Consider the following 23331-nt stretch of genomic DNA (forward strand, 5'->3'; position numbering starts at 1 on the left):
TATCGATGCCGCCACGCCGGGGCGCTGATCATCAACCCGAGCCGCCTCGGGCACACGCGGCCCTACCAGCGGCAACGCTTATCTTCCCGGCATTGCCGTTAAGGCTCCGGAAGTGCTGGCCGTCATTCGCGGCGCCGCCGGTGTCGGCAAGACGAACCCCGGAATCTGACACAAGTTCGTGTACGTCAACCCGCGATCGCCGCGCCACCTGACGGCAGCGGCCCGCCGGACACAGTGATCATCGTCGAGACCCAGCCAACCAGGCCAGGGCTCACGTCGTGTCCACGGGTGCAGCCGCCAGTACCCTTTCCGCACCTCCGTTCACGAATAGCGACGACCGCGCGGGCGAGACGACGACCTCACCCGACCTGTATGCGCCAAGAGAGTGGGCCAATCTCCGCGTTTAGTAACTGCTCGTGGCGCTGAGTGATCATGTGTTCGGCCGCGCTCGACGTGCAGGAGTACGCGCGGAGGCGACGATCTGGCCGATCGGGTTGGGGGCCGGGGCGCCGATGACGTAGGGCTTTGAAGCTCGTCTTCAGTACGGCTTTCGTTTGCTCGGCACGGGTACGGGCTCGGTTATGGGCCTGGAGTCAGTTTGGCTGCCTGTTCTTCAGTCGGCCTGACGTCCTCGGTCCAATTGATCGGGACCGTGAGGATGCCGACCTCGCCTTCGTAGCCCAGGTCGCCGAGGCCGTGCAGGCTGTGTGCGGCCACGGTGAGCGCGAGGCTACGCGTGCTCGTGTCCGGAGGCGTCGATCCCGGGTGGGTCCACCGCGACGCCATGAATCCCGGAGGTCACCGCGGGATCGAGGGCGCGTCCCAGTTCGCATGCCGGGCCATCGATCGCAGAGCCACCCGGGCCGGGGTCAGTCGCATGACGGTGTTGCGCAGTCCCATGGCTACGGGGTTCGCCAGCTGTTGGCCGATCCGGCCGATCTGCGCGGCGGCGCGGGCGACCCGTTGCGACCGGGGGCGGCGCTGCCGGTCGTATTCAGCCAGTGCGGCAGGGATGTCGTCATCGGGTCCGCACAGTGCGGCGACTACCACCGCGTCCTCGATGGCCTGGTTAGCCCCCTGCCCCAGGTTCGGCGTCATGGCGTGGGCGGCGTCGCCGAGCAGCGCCACGTTGCCGTGTACATAGGACGGCAGAGCAGTGGCGAGATGGCGCAGGTCGGTGCGGATCACCGTGGCCGGGTCGGTGGCATCGAGCAGGCCGGGCACGGGAGAGTGCCAGCCGCCGAACCGCGCCCGTACGGCCGCCATCTCGTCGTCGACGCGGAACCCGGCGGGGGCGTTGACCGCGGCGAACCAGTAGACCCGGCCGTCGCCGAGCGGGACGGTGCCGAACTCGGCACCGGGTCCCCAGCTGATCGCGGCCGCGCGTTCACCGGTCCAAGGTCCGGTGACGCCGAGCCATGCCGTCGAGCCGGAGTGGATCGGCCCCGGGTGGTCGGGCCACAGTTGTGCCCGTACCGCGCTGTCGATGCCGTCCGCGGCCACCACGAGCGCTGCCTGCGCGGTCACCGTCCTGCCCTCGTACTGGTAGGCGACGTGATGCCCGATGTCGGACTGTCGGCCGAGTCCCGTCACCTGCGCTCCGGTGACGATCGTCCCCGCTGGCAGCGCTGCCCGAAGGATCTCGTGCAGGGACGCCCGGTGGATGCCCACTGCGGCGGTGCCCAGCAGCCTGGTCATCGCGTCGGCGTCGATGCGCGAGATCCAGCGGCCCGACGAGGTACGCGTGCCGCCGGGCGCGTCGGCACGTCCTGCGGCCCGGACGGCGTCGCCGACCCCGAGCGCGTCGAGCCCGCGCAGGCCGTTGGCCATCAGGGTCAGGCCCGCGCCGACCTCGCCGAAGTCGGCCGCACGCTCCAGCACGGTGACCTGCCAGCCGCGTCGGTGCAGTCCGACGGCCGCGCACAGCCCGCCGATGCCCGCGCCGATGACGATCGCGTCCATGCCACTCCTCTTCTACATCTGTAGAAAGGGCATACTACAGGCGTAGAAAGCGAGGGTCCACGTGGTCACCCGGTACGCCGTCATCACCGACGCCGCCATCGCACTCGTTGCCGAGCAGGGCATGCGCGGCCTGACCCACCGGGCGGTCGACGCGCGCGCCGCACTGCCGACGGGCACGACCTCCGCGTACTACCGGACCCGCAAGGCCCTGATCGAGGCACTCGTGCAGCGGCTCGCCGACCTCGACGCGGCCGACCTCGCGGCCGGGAGCTTGCCGAGCGACGACGTACCGGCGTACGCCCCGGAACTGGGCGAGGCGGACCTGGACGGGATCGCGGCCGCGACCGGCGCGCTGCTGGACCGGTGGCTCACCGACGGGCGCAGCCGTGCCCTGGCCCGGTACGCTTGCGTGCTCGAAGCGACCCACCATCCGGAGCTGCGTGACATCCTCGGCCACGGCACCGCGTCGCGGGTGCAGGCGCGCGCGATGCTGGCCGCCGCAGGTTCCGCCGACCCGGATCGCGCGGGCGACCATTTCGTGGCCTGTGTGGACGGACTGCTGTTCGACCGCCTCGCCGGGGCCGGCGCGCTGACGGCCCCGCCGCCAGGCACCCCCGACAGCCGCGCCGACCTCACCACCGCCGTACGAGCCCTCCTCCACGCCCTCACCGCCCACCCCTCCCGCAACCAGCGCTGACGCGAGCGACGCGCAACGCACGGTTAAGAAGGTGCCCTTCCTCTACTCATACCGATAAGAAGGTGCCCTTCCTTCGTTGAGGGCGGCGGGGCGGGCGGGGGATCGGTACGATGCGCGCCGTGATCTCGATCCGGCCGCTGGACCGCATCCGTGTTCTGCTCGTGCTGACTCTGGCGGCGATGCTGGCGGTCCAGCTTCTCGCTGATGGCGTGCTCGCGGGCAGCCTGTGGGAAGGGCCGTTGCGGGCGGCCGCGCCGCTGGGCGGACTCGGCGTGCTGGTCTACATGTTCGTCCGCCGTTCCGGGAGCGCCGCGGCGTTCACCGTGACGGGGCGGGCGTTCGTCACGCCGTCGCACTTGTCGCGGCTGATGGGCTTCGGGCTGCTGCTCTTGTCGGGTCGCACCGCCTTCGGTGAGTGGGACGGTCACGGACCCGGCACCACGCTGCTGATCACGATATCCGTCGTGTGTGCCACGGCGGTCGCGGTGCTGATCTGGCGCGGCTCGCCCGCGCTGGAACTGCGTGCCGAAGGCATCAGGCTGACCGGGCCCGGTGGCGCGGACATCCCCTGGGAGTCGCTGACTCCCGGACTCCCGCGCCGTCCGAAGCCGTCGAGCTGGAGCCTCGCGCTGACCGTCGCCCGGCCCGACCTCCTGCCCGAGCGTATGCGCGGCCGAGCCTTTCTGCCGCTCGGCTGGGACACCCACCCGCATCTCGTGGTGGACGCGATCAGGTGGTACGTCGACCACCCCGAGGACCGTGCCCGCATCGGCACCCAGGCCGAACACGACCGGCTCGTATCGGCGCTCGACCGGGTGTGACGCCTTCTGTGGCCGTGACGCCGACGTGAAGAACCGCCTGCCCGCCGGTCGATCGGCGGGCAGGCGGTTCACCGGATGCGGGTCAGGCCGCGCCGAAGGTGACGGTCAGGGTGGGCTTGTCGGTGTACGCCTGGCTGTGCCCTCGGTGGCGTCGCGGATCAGCGGGCCGTGGTTGCCGTCGAGTCCTACGGTACGAGTCCGCCGAGCTGACCGGTGTACGCGAACTGTTCGAGCTGCTCCAGCATGGGGGATCGTGGGGCGTCGGTAGGACGGTGCGGCAGGCCCAGCACTATGGCCAGAGCGAGCTCCGGTTCACCACGCAGTCTGTGGTTGACGGCGCGTAGAAGCGCATCGCGGCGGGCAAGGTCGTCGGGGCTCAACCCTTTGCCGGACAACGCTCCCCGCAACGCGAGCGTTACCAGGAGTGCCTGAATTCGGGCTGTCGCCGACGTCTTCTTCACTTGAACGGGCCGTGGGAGCGCCCGAACAGCGGGCCGCCGTTCGGGCGGCTCTGGTGGCGGCGAACCGATGCCCGGTGCGGCCTGCCGTAGTTTCTGCAACATGTTCTCGATGTCGGATTCGGCTTGCTTGCGGTCCAGGCGCACCGACTGCCGGACCGACAGCGCTGAGATGTCCGGCGGCAGCTCGGCGGCTCTTGGCAAGGTGGCGCCGTCGACCAGGACAGGTATAACCGGAATGCCGGCAACCAGCGACTCGCCGACTTCGCGCCGAACCCAGTCGCCAACCTGGTCGATCTTGCGATTGCCGGTGTCGTCGGTGATGGAGAGCCACTGCCTACCGATCACCACCAGTACAGCGCACGCGGTGCGCAAGCCCGTCTGCAACTCGTGGGTGAACTCGTAGCCGGAGCGTATGGACCGACTGGACCGAAAGACGTTCTCGTCGCCATACTCCACCTTCAACACCATGTCCAAGGCGACCGCGGCCCATTCGCCGTCGCCGTTGCGGAAGCTGATGAACACCGCGTGACGGTGTGGGTTGTCCTCAGACTTCTGCACGTCCGCATCTCCTACGTACTCATGTCGCTGGTGCGAAGGCTCCCGGTGGCACCGTCGGGGACGGTTCGCGGCGGCGGTTGGGGTCAGTGCGCGGCTACGGGTAGGAGGGGCCGCTCAGGGCCTGTAGCAGTTGCGGCATGAGTTCTTGCACGCAGTTGCGATGCTGCCACCTGGCCACGGCACGGGTATAGGCGTGCAGGTCTGAGCGCACCGTCGCGGAGTCAACCCGGCGGACGTCGGGCAGCACCGAGTGCATCAAGTCACATGAGCGGGCGACGTCTACGTCGGTGTAGGCGAGGGCCCGGCGCACCTCGAAACGGGCACGAGCACGGTGCGATGTCGCGGGGATGGCGGGCACGTGACGATCGAGCAGGTCGACTGCCTGGTCAGCGTTGCCCAGGTCGTACTGGCACCAGCCGGTGACGATCGGCAGGAGGTCACCGGAGTTGCCCGGCCCGAGCCCCGAGGTGTCGGCCGCGTTATCCATATCGCTGATATCGGCTGCCCGGCCGATGGCCCGACGGTAGCCGCGAAGGTCGCCCATGGCGGCGTACGCCTGTGCCTCACGCTGCGCAGCCAGCCGCCGAATTCCCGGACTGACGGTGGGCCGCTCGGCCACGGTCGCGGCCAACCGCTGGGCGAGCTGAGCGTCGCCGCAATAGAGTGCCACCAGCGCGCGCCGCACGTAGGCATACGCGACCATGTGGGTGTCACCCGCCGCGTCGGATAGTTCGACGGCGAGTTTGGTCCACCACAGACTGGCCCGGTCGTCACCGCACTCCTGAGCGAGCCATCCGCACAGCTCGGCGGAGCGTGAGCCGAGTTTGAGCAGGCTCGCCCGGTCGGTGCGGGAGTTTCGCGCCGCGTCTCGGGCGTGCCCGACCAAGGCCACGGCGAGTGGGAACACGGCACCGGACGCAGCGCTGCGCGCCATCGCCCGGACAGCCCCGAGTATCGGCGCCAGCATGGCACCGGCAGGCTCGGCGCTGGGCGGCGATGGCCGCCAACGGAACATGCCGGGCTCATCCCGGCTGTCAAGGCGAGGTTGCCCAGGTGCTAGGAACTGGCCGCCGCCGTCGGGGTCGAAGCGGATCAGCCAGGGGCCGTCGGCGGTGTGCAGACCGGACCAGCCGTCGTCCCGGCCGGTGTCCCCGAGATCCGGCACGCTGACGAGCGATGCCAGAGCTCCGTCGCGGGCGAAGAAGCTGTCGCAACGGCGAGCGAAGTCGGCAGTGGGGGCCTTCTCTCCGCGTTCGATTTTGCTTAGGTGACTTTTGCTGTAGTTCACGCGACCGGCCAGGTCGGTTAGGGACAGTCCGGCAAGCAGCCGCAAGCGACGCAACTCGGTGCCGAACAAGCTGGCGCGCAAGGTGTCCTCCTCCAACGGCGTTTCCGGTGTCCTTGGCGAGAGGGTAGCTGAAAACCGTGGTGGGAAACGATCGGCGGCCGCCATTGTGGAGTGTGCCGGTAGCGAGGCGCAGGTGTCGAAGGGTGTTCGGACGAGTGGCGATCGATCGTTCAGCCGGTCACCGGGCACCCGGTTCGCAGTCGAGGAACGGCTGGGCCCATGTCGGTGCCTCCGCTGCACGGGTGCCGTCGGCCGCTGTTCCGGTAGCGGACTACGGCCTGTTGTCCGCTGGTGTGGTTGCACTCCGTCCAAGAATGCTGCCACACAGTGACATTTGCAGGGGGAGCGTGGATGACCACATCGCATGGTGCGTCAGAGCGACTGAGTGACAGCGGGCGCCGAGCCCACAAGGCCAGCATCGCGCAGGCCAAAGCATTGGCCAAGGAACTCACCCACCAGTCGTCTGCGTTGTATGAGACCGCGTTGCAGAAGCGGCCAGGGCGGCAGCATCCGCTGGCCGCTGCGGCGCTGAGGCGTTTTGAGGACGCCTGCCGGCGGGTGGCCGGCGAGCTCGCCGACCTCGCCGCGCAAAAGCCCGGCCAGAGCAAGTACCTGCGGCCCATGCTCTTCGGCGAGTCTGGGGTCGGAAAGAGCACCCTGCATGCGGCATTGCTGGGCGAAAGCGGGGCCGGGATCTCCCCCGACGGCAGCCTCAATTTCACCAAGGAGCCGCACGCGGTCAACTGGGCGGGCTGTCTCATCAGCGACGTGCCCGGATTCAACGGCGCGGATACCGGCGAGGTCGACCCGCAGCGACTGCACCGACTGACACTGGCCGAACTGAAGAACGCCGATCTGGTCCTGCTGTGCTTTCGTGACCGCAACCAGAAGGAGTCGGAGTTCCGCGAGATCGCCGAGGAAGTGATCAGCAAGGGAAAACCTGCGGTGGCGCTGCTCAACGTTGCGGCGAGCATGTGGCGGCGCCCATACGAGCAGTTTTGCTCCACCAACGCCGAGCGTCGGGAGCTCTCGGACGACGTACTCAAGCAGGCGCACCGCATCCGCAGCCAGCTGGCGTTCTACGGATTGCCCGATGTGCCGATCATCGCGGTGCAGGCGCAGCTGGCCGCATTCGCACGCTGCCGGCCCTACAAAGGGCAGGACCCCGTCTCCCAACACAAGATCATTACTGCGCATGGTGTCGACCGCGTGATGGAGTGGTCGAACCTGCCGGTTCTGATGGAGTTGCTGGAGGAGACGATCGGCAACCACGGTGTCGATCTGCGGCTTGGCTCCTACCGGCGGACCATCGCCGCTGAGCTGGCGGGGCACTGTGCTTCGCTCGACGGCACGGCATACGATCTGGCCGACACCGCAAACGGAGTCGCCAACGGGCTGAACCGGCGGCTGGCCGTCACCGGGACCCCCATCGCGGTGGAGCCGGACTTCAGCGGCCTGAAAGTCGGGGCCGCAGAACTCGCCGACCTCACGCAGGCCTATCAACTCACCAGGCTGGAGATCGAGCGGCTGCGGCAGCTGGGTCACCCGGTGCCTGTCGTGGCTCGCGGCACCGCGCTCACCTTCGCCGATCTGGTCATCGAGGCGGAACTGGCGCCGCTGCAGCGCCGTGCGCTCGACAATGTCGACCGGTTCGTCAACGAGACGATGACCCTGCACCGCAAACACAGCGAGGACGAGGTACGCGCGGCCGTGTTCGAGGGCGTCGACATGGATGCCGCGACACGGCGGGCATACGGCCGGTTTCTTGGTCATCTGGAGGAGCATCTCGACAGCATTACCGTGCGGCTGCCCGAGTTCGGCGCCGCAGGCCCGGTGGGTCTCGGCCCCGCCACCGGGCGCGACGGGCGCGCGCGCCGAGTGCTGGGGCGCCTCGTGCCACTGGCCGGCGGTATTGCCGCGGTCGCCTTCTGGAATCCGCTTGGCTGGGCAGCGGCGCTAATCGGCGTGGGAGCCTCACTGCTCGGCAGGGTCCTGATCTGGTGGAGCCAGCGTGCGCGTGAAGAGTCGCGCAACAAGCTGCGAACTTCGCTGCGCCAGGCTGTGACGACGTATTTCACCGACCAGCGAGCCGACATGGTCCGCCATGCCGAGCTCACCATGGCCGCCGCGCTGGCGGCAACCAGCGAGATCGTTCAAGCGGCCCGCGGCTTGCGCGAGGCGGAGCGCCGTACCCGGTGGCACGTAGCCGGCTTGCAGGAGATCATCGACGGCATCGGCACCCCGCCGTCCGGCCCGGCGATCATTGCCGAGGCTGCCCGCACGGTGCTGCAGCGACGCGCCGGCAATGACCCGGAAGCGGCCTACCAGGTATTTCTCGGTGAGAGCTGGTGTACCGACCCGTACGGGCTGCGCGGCCACGGCCAGCAGTTCGCGCCCGAAAAGGAATGTCCGATCGCGCCGGAAGACCTGGTCACCGGTCCTCGACTGCGCTGGAAGTTGCATGAGCTCGCGCAGCATCCGCAGCCCGGCTCCGGCCGTGCCTGGCTCGACGAGGCGACCAAGGCACTGCGTCACGACCGGGATGCCCGTCCACTGCTGCGGGAACTCGCACATCTCGCACGCCGGACCGACCCGGAGATCATGATCTGTGGCAACTACGACGGCGGCAAAACCACGCTGATCAAACGTCTGCTGCGCGACCGCGGACTGCCCATCCCCGCTTCGCTCATGTCGGGGGTCGGCCCCAGCACCAACCGGGCCGACGCGTATGAGTGGGAAGGCTACAGCCTGGTAGACACGCCAGGCTTCGACAGCGGCGTGCCGGAGCACACCGCAGGCGCGCTCGCAGCCGCACCCACGGCTGCGGTGGTTTGCTACCTGTTCAACCCCGACCTCGGCGGAGGCACTCGAAAAGACCTGCGTGCACTGCTCACCGGGGACACCGCGCGGGGACAGGTCGCCAAGATCGACCGGACCGTCTTTGTGATCAACCGCAGCGACCTGCATGGCGTCGATCCCCGCTCCGACCCGGGCGAATTCGCGCGCTGCTGCCGCACGAAGGAGGAGGAACTCGTCAAGGTGATCAACGAGATCGCCGGTGACCATCGCATCGACGAGCGCAGCGTCGTCAGCATCGCCACCCACGCCCGTTGGACCCGTGGTGAGCCGCGCGCCTGGGACGGCATGGCAGACTTCGCTGCAGCGCTGAAGTCGGCACGGCCGATGCTCGCAGCCCACGCGGCCGACATCTCGGTACTGCACCGCGGGGTGCTCGGCTTCGGCCAACTCGTCGAGAAGTGCGACGCCGAGATCGCCAACGCCGAAGGCGCGGCTGCCCGCCGCGCGCGTACGGTCGTCGACATTGAGAGGCTCTGCGAGTCGGCGCTCATTCTCAACGCCGCACAACGGGAGGCGCTGAGCCGACTCGTGCACCAATACCTCGAAGACAGCCTCGCCCAGATCCGCGATGCGGTCAGCGACGACGAGCGCCGTGCCCGCGTGCACACCCTCGAAAGGTTCGGCCAGGACCGGGCACTGCTGGACCAGATCGACGCATGGCGACTGGAGACCGTCCGGCGCGCCCGCGAGTGGTGTGAACGGGCGGCGCAGGACTGGTCCGGCAGGGATCCGGGCAGGACGACGCCGGCCGACGACGTTCTGGTGACGCTGCGTCACCTACGGGGAAAGAAGATCTTCAGCATCGGTGACGGCGGGGCGGTCGCCTCCGGCACGCTGCGCGGTCTCGCTGCTTTGTTCGGTGAGGCGGCCACCAAAATCGGCACCTTGGCTCGATTCGGCGGCCGAGTGGCGCCTGGCATCGCCATCGGCACCGCCGTCCTCGACATCTTCCTCGACCGGCGCGATGAACGACTGGAACAACAGCGCCATCACCAGCACATCGCTGACCTACACAGGGCCGGCGACCGGTACGCGGCCGTGGTGCTCGACAACGACCAGGTGCTCCCGGTGCTGGCAGAGGCACGCCAGCGCCTGGCACAGAACATCCAGGCCGTCCAGCGGCGGCAACAGGCCATGGCCGGCCCGATCGGCGAGCTGGCTGACCGCCGCGCGATCTACCAGCGACTGTGCGACACCGCACAGGGCACTCTCGAAAGGCGGCACCCATGACGACATGGCATGACTGGGCGGAAAAGATCGACGAGCAGATCTGGCACATCGAGGGCGAACCACACGTTCAGCAGCTTCGCGACCTGTGGCATGCCTTCAACACCGATCCCCGCACCAAGATCACAATGTGGGGTGTTTTCAACAGCGGCAAGTCCAGCCTCATCCGGCGGCTGCTGGCCGAAGACGGCACCCCCGTGCCCGAATCGGTACGCGCCGGAGCCGACCGCACCCAATACGAAACACACGTTGTGGCCTCCGGCGACGTCGACTACATCGACACCCCCGGCCTCGACAGTGGTGCCCCCGAGCACGATCGCCGCGCGGACGCCGCCGCCGCGCTGACCGACGTGCTCGTGGTGGTGACCACACCATTGCTGCGGCAAGCCGAAGTCCGCAGGATCACCAGAATGCTCACCCGATCCGGCCACCGATATCCCGACGGCAGCCTGCACATCGTCGTCAATCAGCTGGACGAGGCAGGCGTGGATCCACGCTCCGATCTAGCCGCCTACCAGGAGCTCAAGGAAACCAAACGGCAAACCGTCGTCAACGCCCTACGCGCGGCCGGCATCAGCGAAGCCTTGCCACCGGTGCACACCGTGTGCGCCGACGCGTGGCGCATCAACTCACGCCGAGCCAGCCCGGTCGCCGCCAACTACGACGCCAGCCGCAGCTTCGACTCCATCACCGAGTTCGTCGCAGCGCTGCACGCCGGCATCCACCACCGGACACCGCTGCGCCACGCCAGCGCCGTGCGGCATTGGACTCGGGCGGCCCAGGACGCGATCGACAGCGCCGAGTCCCAGCTCGCCGCTCAACGCGAACTGCTGGAGTCAGCCGACGACGCACGCCGGCGCATCGGTGTATGGCGCGAAAAGCTCACCGCGGTCGCGGCAGCCTGCGAGGCACGCCTGCGAACCATCGTGCACCGAGAACTGCGCGCGGTGATGCTCGCCGCCGAACGACCGTCATCGGACTCGGACGGCGCCCGCCTGCAGACTGCCCTCACCACATGGCACACCCAGTCCCTGCACGAACTCGCGCAGCTGGCCAGCCAGTTCGACGCCGACACCGACTTCGGCTCCGCCGGGCGCGGCTCGGTTTCGGATTCGCTCGCCGGCACACTCGACAGCGTCCGATCACTAGGCGCCGCACCGCGCGCAGACCTGAGCTCGCCGATGAGCTCACCCACGATCACACGCCTGGTCACCCTCAGCGACGCGGCCGGACCGGCACTGCGCAAATCCTTCGAGAGCAGCTTCGGCTTCACCGTCGACCGAGCGGCGTCCCTGATCGCCGGGTACGACGAGGCAGTCGGTCACATCGCGACCGACCAGCGGTCGGGTGTGTTCGCCATCCTCAACCGAGCCTCCACCTCCGGCATGCCCCAGTTCGACCGCGAGCGCCTGATGAGCATTCCTGGCACCGGTCCGCTCATGGCCTACCTGGAACGCAACCCGGAGCTGGGCGACCCCGACAATGCTGCCAAGATCGCCCGCCGACTCAAGCTGACCAACAGGGCCGCGGCCGCCGCGCCCATCGTCGTCGGCGGCATCGTCGAAGTCGCCCGGATCATGTCGGAGAACGCCCACGCACAGCGGACCGTACAGGCCAACGCCGAACGGGACCGCATGCTTGCCCAGCTCGTCGACGACGTCGTCGCGGCCGAGACCGGAGCCGCCGGCAGCACCTCGCCCTGGATCACGGCGCTCAACCAAGTCCGTGCCGCGCTCGACACGCACACCGCCTCAGACGACGACCGCAAGAAGACCGCCGCGCGGATTCAGGTGCTCCTCGCCGCGGCCGAAGCGCTGTCCCGCCTGCTGGCCCAACCGCCGCGGTAAGCGGCAAGAACGTGCGTCACGTGCCCCGACTTCGCCGAGCCGGGGCACCCCACACACGAGACGACGGTGACCATATGGCCAAGAAACTGACCTTCGAGATGCTCACCGACCAAGAGAAGATCGCCGTCGTACAGCACCTGCAGCGCCTTCGCAACCACAAGTCAATCATGTTCGAAGACCGGGTGTCGTCCGTCCGCGGCCCGTTCGGAAAACTTTTCTACCTGCTATTCGCCGAGGTGGCAGTGCCCGGCGAACGCCGAGAACTCGCCGAATATCGCGAGCTCATGGACGGCCTGAAGGCCAAGTACGAATGTGCCGAATTCGACTTCTCGTCATTTCCGTGAGGCGGCTATCATGAGCGAACTATGCCCCAACTGCAAAGAACCCACCCTCGACCTCTTCGACAAGTCGGTGACCCTCAAGACGTTCAAATGCTCGCGCACAGAATGTGGCCACGTCATCCAATTCCTGAAGGGCACCGGCGGCTGGGAGCTGGTGGCAGCAGGCCTCGGTTCGGCGGGTGCACTCGCCGCGATCCTCGAATTCTTCGACGTGCCTGACATCGACCACCTCCTCCAAGCCTTGGACCTGTGAGCCGACCACGGGACGGGTGGCCGGCAGGCCGCGACTTGAGGCCCGGCGATGGGTCATCGCAAACCGGAACCGGCATCGCTGTGACGGCGGCCCGCACACCGCCTTTAACGGAGATAGGACGCGGCAGACGCTCTTGCGGAGCTCGGCCGCCTCGAAGAGCGGTGGACCTCAAGCAGATTCGCGGGGGATGAGTTCGGTGGGCAGGATGAGGGAGTCGACCTGGTCGGCGCCGTCGATCAGTTCCAGCAGGAGGCGGACGGTCTCCGTGGCGACCTGTTCCAGCGGCTGGCGGACCGTGGTCAGCTTCGGGTGGGTGGAGCCGGCGATGGCGGAGTCGTCGAAGCCGCCGACGGCGACGTCCTCGGGGACGCGGCGGCCGCGTTCGCGCAGGACGGCCAGGGCCCCGGCGGCCATCAGGTCGGAGCCGACGAAGACGGCGTCGAGGTCCGGCACCCGGTCGAGCAGTTCGCGCATGGCGGCCTCGCCGCTGTGGCGCGAGTAGTCGCCGTGCGCGATCAGCTTCTTGACCGCCTTGCGCCCGAGCACGTCGCAGAAGCCTTCGAGCCGGTTGAGCCCGCCGGGGGTGTCCAGCGGCCCAGTGATCGTGGCGATCTTCTTACGCCCCTGGTCGACGAGGTACTGCGCCATCTGGCGGGCACCCTCGCGGTCGTCGGCGGCGGCGTACGGGATCACGCCCTCGCGGCCGAGGACCGCGCCGCAGGCCACGGCCGGGATGGACAGGCCTTCGAGTTCGCCGAGCAGCGGGTCGCCGGAGTGCGCCGACAGCAGCAGCACCCCGTCGGCGTGGCCGCCGCGCAGGTAGCGCACGACGCGCTCGCGGTCGCCGTCGTCCCCGGCGACCATCATCACCAGGGCCACGTCGCGCTGGGCCAGCCGCCGGGTCGCCACCCGCAGCAGGACGCTGAAGTTCGGGTCCTCGAACAGCTTCTCCTGCGGCTCGCTCAGCACCATGACCACGGTGCCGGTGCGCTGGGTGACCAGGCTGCGCGCGGCGCGGTTGACGACGTACCCGGTCTCGGCGACGGCGCGGCGGACGGCGGCGAGCGCGGCGGTGCTCACGTACGGGTCGCCGTTGAGGGCACGGGACACCGTGCCCCGGGAGACTCCCGAGGCACGGGCCACGTCGTGGATCGTGGGACGCCGCTTGTTGGTCACAGGCATCAGGATTTCACAGACCCGCCGGACAGGTCCGTTCGCCAGTACCTCTGCATGGTCAGGAACAGCGCGATCAGGGGGATGATCGACAGCAGGGCGCCGGTGATGACGAGGTTGTACAGGGCGGGCTGGTTGGCCCCGGTGGCCAGCAGCGTGTACAGGCCGACGGTGAGCGGGAAGCGCTCGTCGTCGGCGAGCATGATGAACGGCAGCAGGAAGTTGTTCCAGATCGCCACGAACTGGAACAGGAAGATCGTCACCATGCCGGGCAGCATCAGCGGCACCGCCACCACCCGCAGCAGCCGGTGCTCGCCCGCTCCGTCGATGCGCCCGGCTTCCAGCAGCGCGTCCGGAATCGCCGCGGCGGCGTAGATGCGGGCCAGGTAGATGCTGTACGGGTGCAGGATGCTGGGCAGCAGCACCGCCCAGTACGTGTTGGCGAGCCCGGCCTTGGCCAGCAGCAGGTACTGCGGCACGGCGAGCACCACGGCAGGGACCAGGATGCCGCCGATCAGCACCGTGAAGATCGCGTCACGACCGAAGAACCGGAACTTCGCCAGGGCGTAGCCGGCCAGCACCGACACGGCCGTGGACAGCAGCGCACCGACGCCGGCGTACAGCGCGGTGTTGGCCATCCACTGCCAGAAGATCCCGTCCCGGTACGCCGACAGGTCGGCGATGTTGTCGAACAGGCCGGTGCCCGGGGCGAACGCGTTGGTGGTGAACAGCTCCCCGCGCGTCTTGGTCGACGCGGCGAGCACCCAGCACACCGGCAGCAGGCAGTACAGCGCCCCGAGCAGCAGCACCGCGGTCGGCGCGAGCCCGAGCGGTCGGCGTACCCCTTTGGTGGTCATCGTTCCTCCCCGAAGGCCTGGCGGCGGACCAGGCGCATGAACAGCAGTGACGGCACCACGGAGATCGCGGCGATGACCAGCGAGGTGGCGGCGGCGCTGTAGAGGTCGCCGGTGACGAACGCGTCGCGGTACACCTTCATCAGCGGGCTCCAGGTGGAGCTGACCGCGTTGGAGATGGGCCGCAGCGTCATCGGCTCGGTGAACACCTGGATCGTCGCGATGATGGAGAACACCGTGGTCAGCACCAGCGCGGGGGCCAGGATCGGCACCTTGACCCGCAGCGCGATGGCCAGCTCGCCCGCGCCGTCGATGCGGGCGGCCTCGTAGTAGTCGCGGGGGATGGCCCGCAACTGGGTGTACAGGACCAGCATGTTGAAGCCGGTGCCGCCCCAGATCGCCACGTTGACCATGGAGAACATGACCGTGCTCGGGCTGAGCAGGTCCACGCCCTCGATCCCGAGCGCTCGCAGCGTGGCGTGGATCGGGCTCAGGCTCGGCAGGTAGAGAAAGCCCCAGAGCAGGGTGGCCACCACGCCCGGCACCGCGTACGGCAGGAAGATCGCGATGCGGGAGAAGCGGGCCAGCCGCACCCGTGCCGAGTCCAGCAGCAGCGCGAACAGCAGGGCCAGCCCGAGCATCAGGACCAGGACCAGGGTGGCGTATCCGAGCACGCGCAGCCAGCCCGCCCAGAACTCCCCGTCGGCCACGGCCGTGCGGTAGTTGTCGAGGCCGACGAAGATCTCGGTGCGCGACTTGCGGCCCAGGCCCAGCCCGGAGAACTTGACCTGGCGCAGGCTCAGGTAGGCGGTGTACCCGATCGGCGCGGCGATGAACAGGGTGAACAGCACCACCGCGGGGAGCAGGTAGAGGTAGGGGGTGGCGCCCGCGCGATGTGCGCGGGCGCCCCGGTGTGCCTTGGTCATTCGCTCAGCTCGCCAGCGTGAAGCCGGACTTCTTCATGTCGGCGACGGTCGCGTCGTGCATCGCGCCCAGCGCGTCCGTGAAGGAGGACTTGTTCTGCAGCGCCTTGTCGAAGGCGTCCTTGTACGCGCTGTACGCCACGTTCACGTTGGGGCCGAAGGTGAAGCCCCGCGCGGTGCCGGCGATGGCGGTCGCCTGCTGCCAGAAGTCGGCCTGGTTGGCGAAGTACTCCGGCGCGGTGGTCATCAGGGACTGGCCGCTCTTGGCCGCCGGGTAGATGGCGGCCTCCTTGATGAGCAGGTCGAGGGCCTTGGCGTCGGTGTTCAGCCAGGACGCGAACTGCGTGGCGGCCTTCTTGTGCTTGCTGCCTTCGGCGATCGCGATCGACGAGCCGCCCCAGAAGCCGGAGTAGTTCTCCCCGGCGCTCCACTGCGGCAGCGGTGCGATGGCCCACTTGCCCTTGCCGTCGGGGGCGTTGCTGGTCAGCACACCGGGTGCCCAGACCGCGGACGCCCAGCTCAGGATCTTGCCGCCGTTGAGCGCCGCGTTCCACTCCGGCGTCCACGGGGCCTGCGTGTCGACGACGCCGTCGGAGGCCAGGCCGCCCCAGAAGTCGGCGACCTTCTTCGTCGCGTCGTCGTTGATGCCGACCTTCCAGGCCTCGCCGGTGATGGACCACCATTTGCCGCCGGCCTGCTGGGCGAGCCCGGCGAACCAGCCCGGGTCCTTGCTGGAGAAGCCGCCCAGGTAGACCGTCTTGTCCTTGGCGTGCACGGTGCGGGCCGCGGCCGCGTACTCGTCCCAGGTCTTCGGGACCGCGATGCCGTACTTGGTGAACAGGTCGGTGCGGTAGTAGAGCATCATCGGGCCGCTGTCCTGCGGCAGGCCGTAGACGCCGTCGGTGCCCAGGGTCACCAGGTTCCAGATGCCGTCGGAGAACTGGCCGCGCACGGCCTCGACCTCGCCCTTGATGTCGGCGACGGCCTCGGCGGCCACGAACGACGGCAGCATCTGGTACTCGGCCTGCACCAGGTCGGGTGCGGTGCCGGCCTTGGCCGCGGTCAGGAACTTCGCCGCCGCCTCGTCGCCGCCCGCCTGCTTGCTGACGGTGACCTTGATGTCGGGGTGCGCCGCGTTCCACACCGCCGCGATCTTGTCCATGTTGGGGGCCCAGGTCCAGAACGTCAGCTCGACCGGGCCGGTCTCCTGCGGGGTCTCCTCCTGCCCGCCGCTCGAACAGCCCGCTGCCAGGGCGCCGACCAGCACTGCGGACATCACCAACCTGAGCCGCTTCGTACGCATAGGTCCTCCGTCAAAGGCGAATTCTCTGTGAACGTTCACAGTGCGGCACAGTCTGCGCGCCACGTATCCGGCCCGTCAAGACCCCGTGTCCGAGGCGTTACACGCTCGGCCCCACCCCCTCCTGTCGCAACTCTTAAAGACTTGGCCCGTCAGAGATCCGCCTTTGCCGCAAGTCTTTAAGAGTTGCGGCGGGGGAGGGGCGACGGGCGGGCGATGATCGCCCGGGTCTTTGCGTGGGGCGGGGGGTCCGTTACTGTGCACGTTCACAGACGTGCCGTGGTTGTCAGGGGGAAGTGGTGTCCGAGAGCGAACATGTGGTGCCGCGGTTGCGCGGGCTGGCCTTCGGTGGCGACTACAACCCGGAGCAGTGGCCCCGCGAGGTGCAGGAAGCCGACGTCGCGCTGATGCGGCAGGCCGGGGTCAACCTGGTCAGCCTCGGCATCTTCGCGTGGGCGCTGCTGGAACCGGAACAGGGCCGCTACGACTTCGGCTGGCTCGACGAGATCATCGACCGGCTGCACGCGGGCGGGGTCAGCGTCGACCTCGCCACGCCCAGCGCCGCCCCGCCCGCCTGGTTCGCCCGCAGGTACCCGCACACGCTGCCGGTCAACCGCGACGGCGTGCGTTTCGGCTTCGGCAGCCGCGAGACCGCCTGCCCCAGCTCGCCCGAGTACCGGCACGCCACCGTGGAACTGGCCCACCGGCTCGCCGAGCACTACCGCGACCACCCGGGCGTGGTCATGTGGCACGTGCACAACGAGTACGGCGCGCCGCTCGGCGAGTGCTACTGCGAGACCAGCGTCCAGGCGTTCCGGGACTGGCTGCGCGAGACCTATCACGACCTCGACGCGCTCAACGCCGCCTGGGGCACCGCGTTCTGGAGCCAGCGCTACGGCGACTGGGACGAGATCGACGCCCCGCGCGCCAACCACACCGTGGTCAACCCGGCGCAGCGGCTCGACTTCGCCCGGTTCAGCTCCGCCGAGAACCTGGCCTGCTTCACCGCGCAGCGCGACGTGATCCGCGCGGCCACCCCGGACCTGCCGGTCACCACCAACTTCATGGTCACCAACTGCAAGTCGATGGACCTGTGGCGCTGGGCGCCGGAGGTCGATGTCGTCTCCAACGACCACTACCTCAACGCCGAGCAGCCCGACAACCACATCGACCTGGCCATGGCCGCCGACCTGAGCCGCTCGCTGGGCGGCGGCCGGCCGTGGCTGCTGATGGAGCACTCGACCGGCGCGGTCAGCTGGCAGCCCCGCAACATCGCCAAACGGCCGGGGGAGATGCGCCGCAACAGCCTCGCCCACGTGGCGCGGGGATCGGACTCGGTGCTGTTCTTCCAGTGGCGGGCCTCGCGGGCCGGGGCGGAGAAGTTCCACTCGGCGATGCTGCCGCACGCCGGCACCGACTCGGACCTGTGGCGCGAGGTGGTCGCGCTGGGCGGTGAGGTGGCCGGCCTTTCGGAGGTACGCGGTGCGCGGGTGGCCGCCGAGGTCGCCGTGGTCTGGGACTGGGAGTCCTGGTGGGCCCTCGATCTGGAGTGGCGGCCGAGCGTGGACCTGCGCTTCCGGGAGCGGGTCGAGGCGTACTACGCGGCGCTGTGGCGCGAGCACGCGACCGTCGACTTCGTGCATCCGGCGGCGGACCTGTCGGCGTACAAACTGATCGTCGCCCCCAGTGCCTATCTGCTCGGGGAGGCCGCGGCGAAGAACCTGCGGTGCTTCGTGGAGTCGGGCGGGCACCTGCTGGTGTCGTACTTCTCCGGGATCGTCGACGAGCACGACACGGTGCACCCGGGGGCGTACCCGGGAGTGCTGCGCGACGTGCTGGGACTGTCCGTCGAGGAGTTCCACCCGCTGCGCGAGCACCAGACGGTCGCGCTGTCCGACGGGGGCACGGCCCGGGTCTGGTCGGAGCGGGTCCGCCCGGCCGGGGCGGTGACCGTCACCGAGTTCGCCACCGGCCCTGACGCCGGGCATCCCGCGGTCACCCGGCACCAACTGGGACGCGGCACCGCCTGGTACGTCGCGACCAGCGTGGACGGGCTGCGGCCGCTGCTGTCGCAGGCCCTGGACGCGGCCGGGGTGTCGCGCCCGCGCGGGCTGCCCGACACGGTCGAGGCGGTGCGCCGGGGCGGGTTCCTGTTCCTGCTCAACCATGGCGACGAGCCGGTCACCGTGCCGGACGTGCCGGGAGTAGACGTGCTCGACGGCACGGTCTTCGCGGCAGAGGCCGTCGTCCCCGCAGGAGGCGTGCGGGTGATCGCCCCGAAGTGAGGGCGGGATGTGGCCGATGTGTCTGTGAGCGTTCACATGTTCGCAACAGTCGCGTCGGCTGTCAACGGCGGCGTCGCCGGGTGTGTGCCCACCCGGCGGCGTCGCTTTCTACATCGAGCCGTACACCGACATCGCGGTCAGCGCCCGGGAGCTGTAGTCGAACAGGGCCTGGTTCTCCCAGCCGTTGCCCGACGACGGGTTCGTCGGGTCCCAGCCGGCGCCGGCCTGCGCGGTCCACGCCGGCTCCCAGTAGAAGACGCCCATACCCCGGCCGTTGGGCACGTTCTTGACGATGTTGACCACGGCCTGGAACGCGTCGCGCTGCCCGGTCGCGGAAGCCGGGTAGCCGCAGGTGTTCGCCAGTGACGAAGTGAAGATGTTGGACTCGCCGTCATCCTGTGCGGTGGTGAACCCGTACGCCGTCTCAGCGACGATCACCGGCTTGCCGTACCGGGACGCCATGTCGTTGAGGTTGTTCTGCAGGCCCGACATCGGCCCGTGCCAGTAGCAGTAGTACGACGCCCCGATCACGTCGAACGGCACCCCGTACGCCACGGCCTGGTCGAACCACCAGCGGAACGTGGCGTTGTCGCCGCCCTCGGCCAGGTGCAGCATCACCAGCGTCGAGGAGTTGACCGCCTTGACCGCGTTGACGCCCGACTTGAGCAGCTGCGACAGGTTGCCCCAGTTGGACGTGCTGCCGGTGGGCAGCAGCATGCCCGGGTTGATCTCGTTGCCGACCTGCACCATGTCCGCCGTGGTGCCCTGCGCCTTGAGCGCGTTGAGCACGTCGTAGGTGTGGTTGTAGACCGCGGTGTTCAGCTGCGACAGCGAGTAGCCCGACCACGCGGCCGGGGGCACCTGCTTGCCCGGGTCGGCCCAGGAGTCGGAGTAGTGGAAGTCGACCAGCAGCTTCAGGCCCTGCGCCTTGATCCGCTGCGCCATGGTCAGCACCCGGGCCTTGTTGTTGTACCCGTCGGCCGGGTTCACCCAGACCTTGAGCCGGGCGTAGTTCATGCCCGCGTTCTTCAGGATCGCGATCGCGTCGCCCTGCGTGCCGGAGCTGGTGTAATACAGCGCGCCGAAGTCCTCGTTCTTCTTCAGCGACGACAGATCGCCGCCCTTGACCTGCAGCGACGTGCCCGCACCGTTCTTGGTGAAGGTCACGTCGTCCACGTTGATCCACTGATTGGCGGCGGCGTTCGAGTACACGCTCAGCGTGCACGACGTCGAGCTGACGTTCGCCGTCACCGACACCTGCACCCAGGTGCTGCTACTGGTCGGGATGCCGGCCTGCGCCTGCGCGCCGCCGCAGTTCTTCATCGCCAGGTACGCCGCCGACTGCCCGCCGCCCGAGCGCACCCACGCGCTCAGCGTGTACGAGCCGGTGGTCAGGCCGGTCAGCGTCTGATACGTCTCGACGGTGTACGCCGACGCGGACCAGTGCGTGCCGCGGTAGCCGCCGCTGCGCCCACCGGCCTCGCTCTTCGACGCGGCGACCGTGCCCGACTCCGACCAGCCGGTAGGGGTCTGGCTCGCCCCGTTGGACTCGAACCCGGGGTTGGTGACCGTCGAGGCCGCCGCGGCGGGTGACGCGGGCGCGGCCAGCGCCGTCACCGCGGCGAGGGCCGCCGCGGTGAGCAGTGCCTTTGCTCTGTGCATGATTCCTCCTGATGTGTGAGTCGCTCACAGACACATCGGGAGCGTCCACAGCGGAACCGGGCGGCCGACTGTGAACGTTCACAGAAAACATCGACGAAGGTGTGTTGTCAAGAGCCGGCACCGCCACCTGCGGCGGATCAGCGGGCGGCGTGCTGCTCCCGCGTGATGGCGAAGAACGCCGTCGGCTCGTCGTCCTCGACAACCCGGCCCGGCTGCTCGACCATGCCCAGCTTGCCGGCGACTTTGATCGAGGCGTGGTTGCCGGGGTCGATCGTCGCGGCGATCTCGTCCAGCGACGAGATCGCGAATACGTGGTCGAGCATCGCCCGGCCCGCCTCGGTGGCGTAACCGCAGCCCCAGAAACGCTGATGGAAGACGTAGATCAGCTCGTCGAAGTCGTTGCCCGGGGCCCGGACCACGCCGCAGTAGCCGACGAAGTCGCCCGACGCGCGCTCGAACACCGCAGACGTGCCGTACCCGCGGTCGGCGTACTTGCCCTGGCAGACCTCGATCCAGTAGGCGACGCCCGCCCGGTCGAGCGTGTCGCCGTCGCCGACGTACCGCATCACCGCCGGGTCGGCGCAGAGCGCGGCGAAGTCGTCGAGATCGTCGGGCGTGAAGTGGCGCACTCGCAGGCGCTCGGTGCTGAACATGTCCTCGGTCACGGACGCGACCCTACGGCGACCGCCTCGAACCGGCGATCGGTTTGCGGCTCACCGGCTGGGCCAGGGTCGCCGCGTGCCCCGGGCTGCGCGAATGCGGTTGCCGCACGTCGCCGGTTCGGGAATGCTGCCCCGGTGCAGATGCATCCTGACCAGCTCACCGTGACACCCGACGCGGTCCGCGCCCTGATCGCCGACCAGTTCCCCCAGTGGCAGCACCTCCCGGTCACCGAGCTGCGTTCGCAGGGCACGGTCAACGCGATCTTCCGGATCGGCGACGGCCTCACCGCCCGTTTGCGCTTGCAGCCGCTTGACCTCCCGGAGGCTCGCCGCAGGCTGGAGGTCGAGGCCGAGGCGGGTCGCATGCTGGCGTCCCGGACAGGGTTCCCGACCCCGGAGCCGGTCGCGTTCGGCGAGCCCGGACCGGGATACCCGCTGCCGTGGGCGGTGCAGACCTGGGTGCCCGGAGTCATCGCCACCGAGGACGACCCCGGCGAGTCGGCGGCGTTCGCGCGCGACCTCGTCCGGTTCATCACCGAGGTGCGCGCCATCGGCACCGGCGGCCGCCGGTTCGCGGGCGGCGGTCGCGGCGGTGACCTTCGCGGCCACGAGGACTGGGTGCAGACCTGCCTGGACCGCAGCGAGCAGCTGTTCGACGTGCCGCGACTGCGGCGGATCTGGGCACGGCTGCGCGACCTGCCGCGCGAGGCCCCGGATGTGCTGAACCACGGCGACCTCATCCCCGGCAACGTGCTCGTCTGCGATGGTCGCCTGGCCGGGGTGCTCGACGTCGGCGGACTCGGCCCGGCCGATCCCGCGCTCGACCTGGTGAGCGCGTGGCACCTGCTCGAGGCCGGACCGCGCGAGGTGCTGCGGGCCGGACTCGGCTGCGACGACCTGACCTGGGAACGCGGCAAGGCCTGGGCCTTCGAGCAGGCACTCGGCGCGGCCTGGTACTACGTCGACACCAACCCGGCGATGAGCCTGATGGGCCGGCGTACCCTGGCCCGCATCCTGGCCACGGAGTGACGGCGGAAACACGGGTGCGCCCCACCGTCATGACAGGCAGCATGGTGCCCGCCACGGCGGATCGTCACCGTGGCTACCGACGGACGGAGCGGCGAGATGAACCCCGAGCAGGCACCGGTCAGTGAACAGGACCGGCGCGACACGGTACGGATGATCGACTTCCAGCGCGCGTCGCAGCGTCGGCAGGCCGAGCGGGTTGTCGACACCCCGTTCGGCTTCGGCGTGTTCAACAACCGCTACCGGCACTCCTACGACCACAACAAGTTCGTGGTCACCGGCGGCGACGTGCCGGCCGTGCTGGAAACGGCGGAGCGGCTGCTCGCCGAAGAAGGCCTCGCCCACCGCTACATCGTCGTGCACGACGAGCAGCTCGGCGAGGCGCTCGCCCCGGCCCTGACCGAGTCAGGCCACGTGCACGAGCGCAACGTGCTGATGCGCCACGACGGCCGGACCCCCGAGCCCCGCGCGACCGTCGCGGTGGACGAGATCGCGCTGGACGAGCTGCGCGCACCCGACCGCGAGTCCTGGCTGGCCGAGCTTCCGCAGGCCAGCGCCGAGGCCATCGATCACCTGGTCGACCGCCGGGTGACCCGGCTGCAGGCCGCGCCGCGGGTGGCCTTCCTCGGCGTACGCGGGGGCGGGAAGGTCGTCGCGCGCGCCGACCTGTACATCGACGCGGGTGCGGGCGTCGCCCAGATCGAGGACGTGCACACCCAGCCCGCTCACCGCAGTCGTGGCCTGGCCGGGGCGGTGCTCGCCACCGGTTTGGAGCGTGCCCGGCAGGCCGGATGCGACCTGGTGTTCCTGGAGGCGAGCGCCGACGACTGGCCGAGGCACTTCTACGCCAAGATCGGCTACCGCGAGCTGGCGGTGACCCACCTGTTCTGCCGCGTGCCCAGCTGACCCACCCGTGCCACCCGACCACCGGCGCACGCGCGCCGCGCCGCATCGCACCGCATCGCGCCGGGTCCAAGATCGTTCGACTTGCCCGGCACTCGTGCGTATCTTGAGCGCGCATTTGCCCACCTGCCTGGCAAGTCGGCCGATCTTGAGCGCGGCGCGGCGCGGC

At 69.3% G+C, this 23331-nt stretch carries 18 protein-coding genes; 9 read left to right on the forward strand and 9 right to left on the reverse strand.

The features are described from left to right. Window positions 1-798 precede the first annotated feature (798 nt). Complete coding sequence (locus AB0B66_RS36755; RefSeq protein ID WP_360538926.1) at window positions 799-1962, reverse strand: FAD-dependent monooxygenase; 1164 nt, start codon at window positions 1960-1962, stop codon at window positions 799-801. Between the two features lie 61 nt (window positions 1963-2023). Between AB0B66_RS36755 and AB0B66_RS36760 the strand changes: the two genes are divergently transcribed. After that, complete coding sequence (locus AB0B66_RS36760) at window positions 2024-2659, forward strand: TetR/AcrR family transcriptional regulator (RefSeq protein ID WP_360538929.1); 636 nt, start codon at window positions 2024-2026, stop codon at window positions 2657-2659. Window positions 2660-2778: 119 nt separating this feature from the next. Continuing rightward, window positions 2779-3480: a hypothetical protein gene (locus AB0B66_RS36765; protein ID WP_360538932.1), complete on the forward strand. Its 702-nt coding sequence runs from the start codon at window positions 2779-2781 to the stop codon at window positions 3478-3480. A 185-nt stretch (window positions 3481-3665) separates the two neighbouring features. On the opposite strand, the gene AB0B66_RS36770 is transcribed toward AB0B66_RS36765, so the two are convergent. Next, window positions 3666-4499 (reverse strand): toll/interleukin-1 receptor domain-containing protein, encoded by an 834-nt coding sequence (locus AB0B66_RS36770; protein ID WP_360538935.1) that lies wholly within the window; start codon window positions 4497-4499, stop codon window positions 3666-3668. Window positions 4500-4593: 94 nt separating this feature from the next. Continuing rightward, the gene (locus AB0B66_RS36775) at window positions 4594-5883 is read right to left on the reverse strand and encodes a helix-turn-helix transcriptional regulator (RefSeq protein WP_360538938.1); all 1290 of its coding nucleotides are present in this window, start codon (window positions 5881-5883) and stop codon (window positions 4594-4596) included. Between the two features lie 315 nt (window positions 5884-6198). Here AB0B66_RS36775 and AB0B66_RS36780 point away from each other — a divergent pair, with 315 nt between their 5' ends. The 4 genes from AB0B66_RS36780 to AB0B66_RS36795 all read left to right on the forward strand — a co-directional run bounded on the left by AB0B66_RS36780 (window position 6199) and on the right by AB0B66_RS36795 (window position 12374). After that, window positions 6199-9936 carry a GTPase gene (locus tag AB0B66_RS36780; protein WP_360538941.1) on the forward strand — a complete coding sequence of 1246 codons (3738 nt, stop codon included), beginning with the start codon at window positions 6199-6201 and terminating at the stop codon, window positions 9934-9936. After that, on the forward strand, window positions 9894-11780 hold the full coding sequence (locus AB0B66_RS36785; protein ID WP_360538944.1) for a GTPase: 1887 nt from the start codon (window positions 9894-9896) through the stop codon (window positions 11778-11780). Before AB0B66_RS36780 ends, AB0B66_RS36785 begins: the two co-directional genes overlap by 43 nt. A 74-nt stretch (window positions 11781-11854) precedes the next feature. Beyond that, window positions 11855-12124, forward strand: a complete 270-nt coding sequence (locus AB0B66_RS36790) for a hypothetical protein (RefSeq protein WP_360538947.1) — start codon at window positions 11855-11857, stop codon at window positions 12122-12124. A gap of 10 nt (window positions 12125-12134) precedes the next feature. Beyond that, complete coding sequence (locus AB0B66_RS36795; protein WP_360538949.1) at window positions 12135-12374, forward strand: hypothetical protein; 240 nt, start codon at window positions 12135-12137, stop codon at window positions 12372-12374. A gap of 168 nt (window positions 12375-12542) precedes the next feature. Here the strand turns inward: AB0B66_RS36795 and AB0B66_RS36800 are convergent, their stop codons facing one another. From AB0B66_RS36800 to AB0B66_RS36815, 4 genes are read right to left on the reverse strand one after another with little or no spacing between them, the layout of a single operon-like run. Then, entirely contained in the window at window positions 12543-13556 is a 1014-nt protein-coding gene (locus AB0B66_RS36800; RefSeq protein ID WP_360538952.1) for a LacI family DNA-binding transcriptional regulator, read from the reverse strand. Further along, window positions 13556-14404 (reverse strand): carbohydrate ABC transporter permease, encoded by an 849-nt coding sequence (locus AB0B66_RS36805; RefSeq protein ID WP_360538955.1) that lies wholly within the window; start codon window positions 14402-14404, stop codon window positions 13556-13558. The genes AB0B66_RS36800 and AB0B66_RS36805 overlap by 1 nt, the downstream gene beginning before the upstream one ends. Beyond that, window positions 14401-15327: a sugar ABC transporter permease gene (locus AB0B66_RS36810; RefSeq protein ID WP_360538958.1), complete on the reverse strand. Its 927-nt coding sequence runs from the start codon at window positions 15325-15327 to the stop codon at window positions 14401-14403. Before AB0B66_RS36810 ends, AB0B66_RS36805 begins: the two co-directional genes overlap by 4 nt. Window positions 15328-15331: 4 nt before the next feature. Continuing rightward, window positions 15332-16627 (reverse strand): sugar ABC transporter substrate-binding protein, encoded by a 1296-nt coding sequence (locus AB0B66_RS36815; protein WP_360538961.1) that lies wholly within the window; start codon window positions 16625-16627, stop codon window positions 15332-15334. 296 nt (window positions 16628-16923) lie between these two features. On the opposite strand from AB0B66_RS36815, the gene AB0B66_RS36820 reads away from it, so the two are divergent. Next, window positions 16924-18909, forward strand: a complete 1986-nt coding sequence (locus AB0B66_RS36820; protein WP_360538964.1) for a beta-galactosidase — start codon at window positions 16924-16926, stop codon at window positions 18907-18909. Between the two features lie 108 nt (window positions 18910-19017). Here AB0B66_RS36820 and AB0B66_RS36825 read toward each other — a convergent pair whose 3' ends face one another. Further along, the gene (locus AB0B66_RS36825) at window positions 19018-20571 is read right to left on the reverse strand and encodes a glycosyl hydrolase 53 family protein (protein ID WP_360538967.1); all 1554 of its coding nucleotides are present in this window, start codon (window positions 20569-20571) and stop codon (window positions 19018-19020) included. Between the two features lie 137 nt (window positions 20572-20708). Next, window positions 20709-21236 (reverse strand): GNAT family N-acetyltransferase, encoded by a 528-nt coding sequence (locus tag AB0B66_RS36830; protein ID WP_360538970.1) that lies wholly within the window; start codon window positions 21234-21236, stop codon window positions 20709-20711. A 138-nt stretch (window positions 21237-21374) separates the two neighbouring features. Between AB0B66_RS36830 and AB0B66_RS36835 the strand changes: the two genes are divergently transcribed. Then, window positions 21375-22262, forward strand: coding sequence for an aminoglycoside phosphotransferase family protein (locus tag AB0B66_RS36835; protein ID WP_360539107.1), 888 nt, complete (start codon window positions 21375-21377; stop codon window positions 22260-22262). Window positions 22263-22358: 96 nt separating this feature from the next. Beyond that, window positions 22359-23165 (forward strand): GNAT family N-acetyltransferase, encoded by an 807-nt coding sequence (locus tag AB0B66_RS36840; RefSeq protein WP_360538973.1) that lies wholly within the window; start codon window positions 22359-22361, stop codon window positions 23163-23165. Window positions 23166-23331: the final 166 nt, after the last annotated feature.

The sequence above is a fragment of the Catellatospora sp. NPDC049111 genome (assembly GCF_040648615.1).
In the GTDB taxonomy this organism is placed as follows: Bacteria; Actinomycetota; Actinomycetes; order Mycobacteriales; family Micromonosporaceae; genus Catellatospora; species Catellatospora aurea.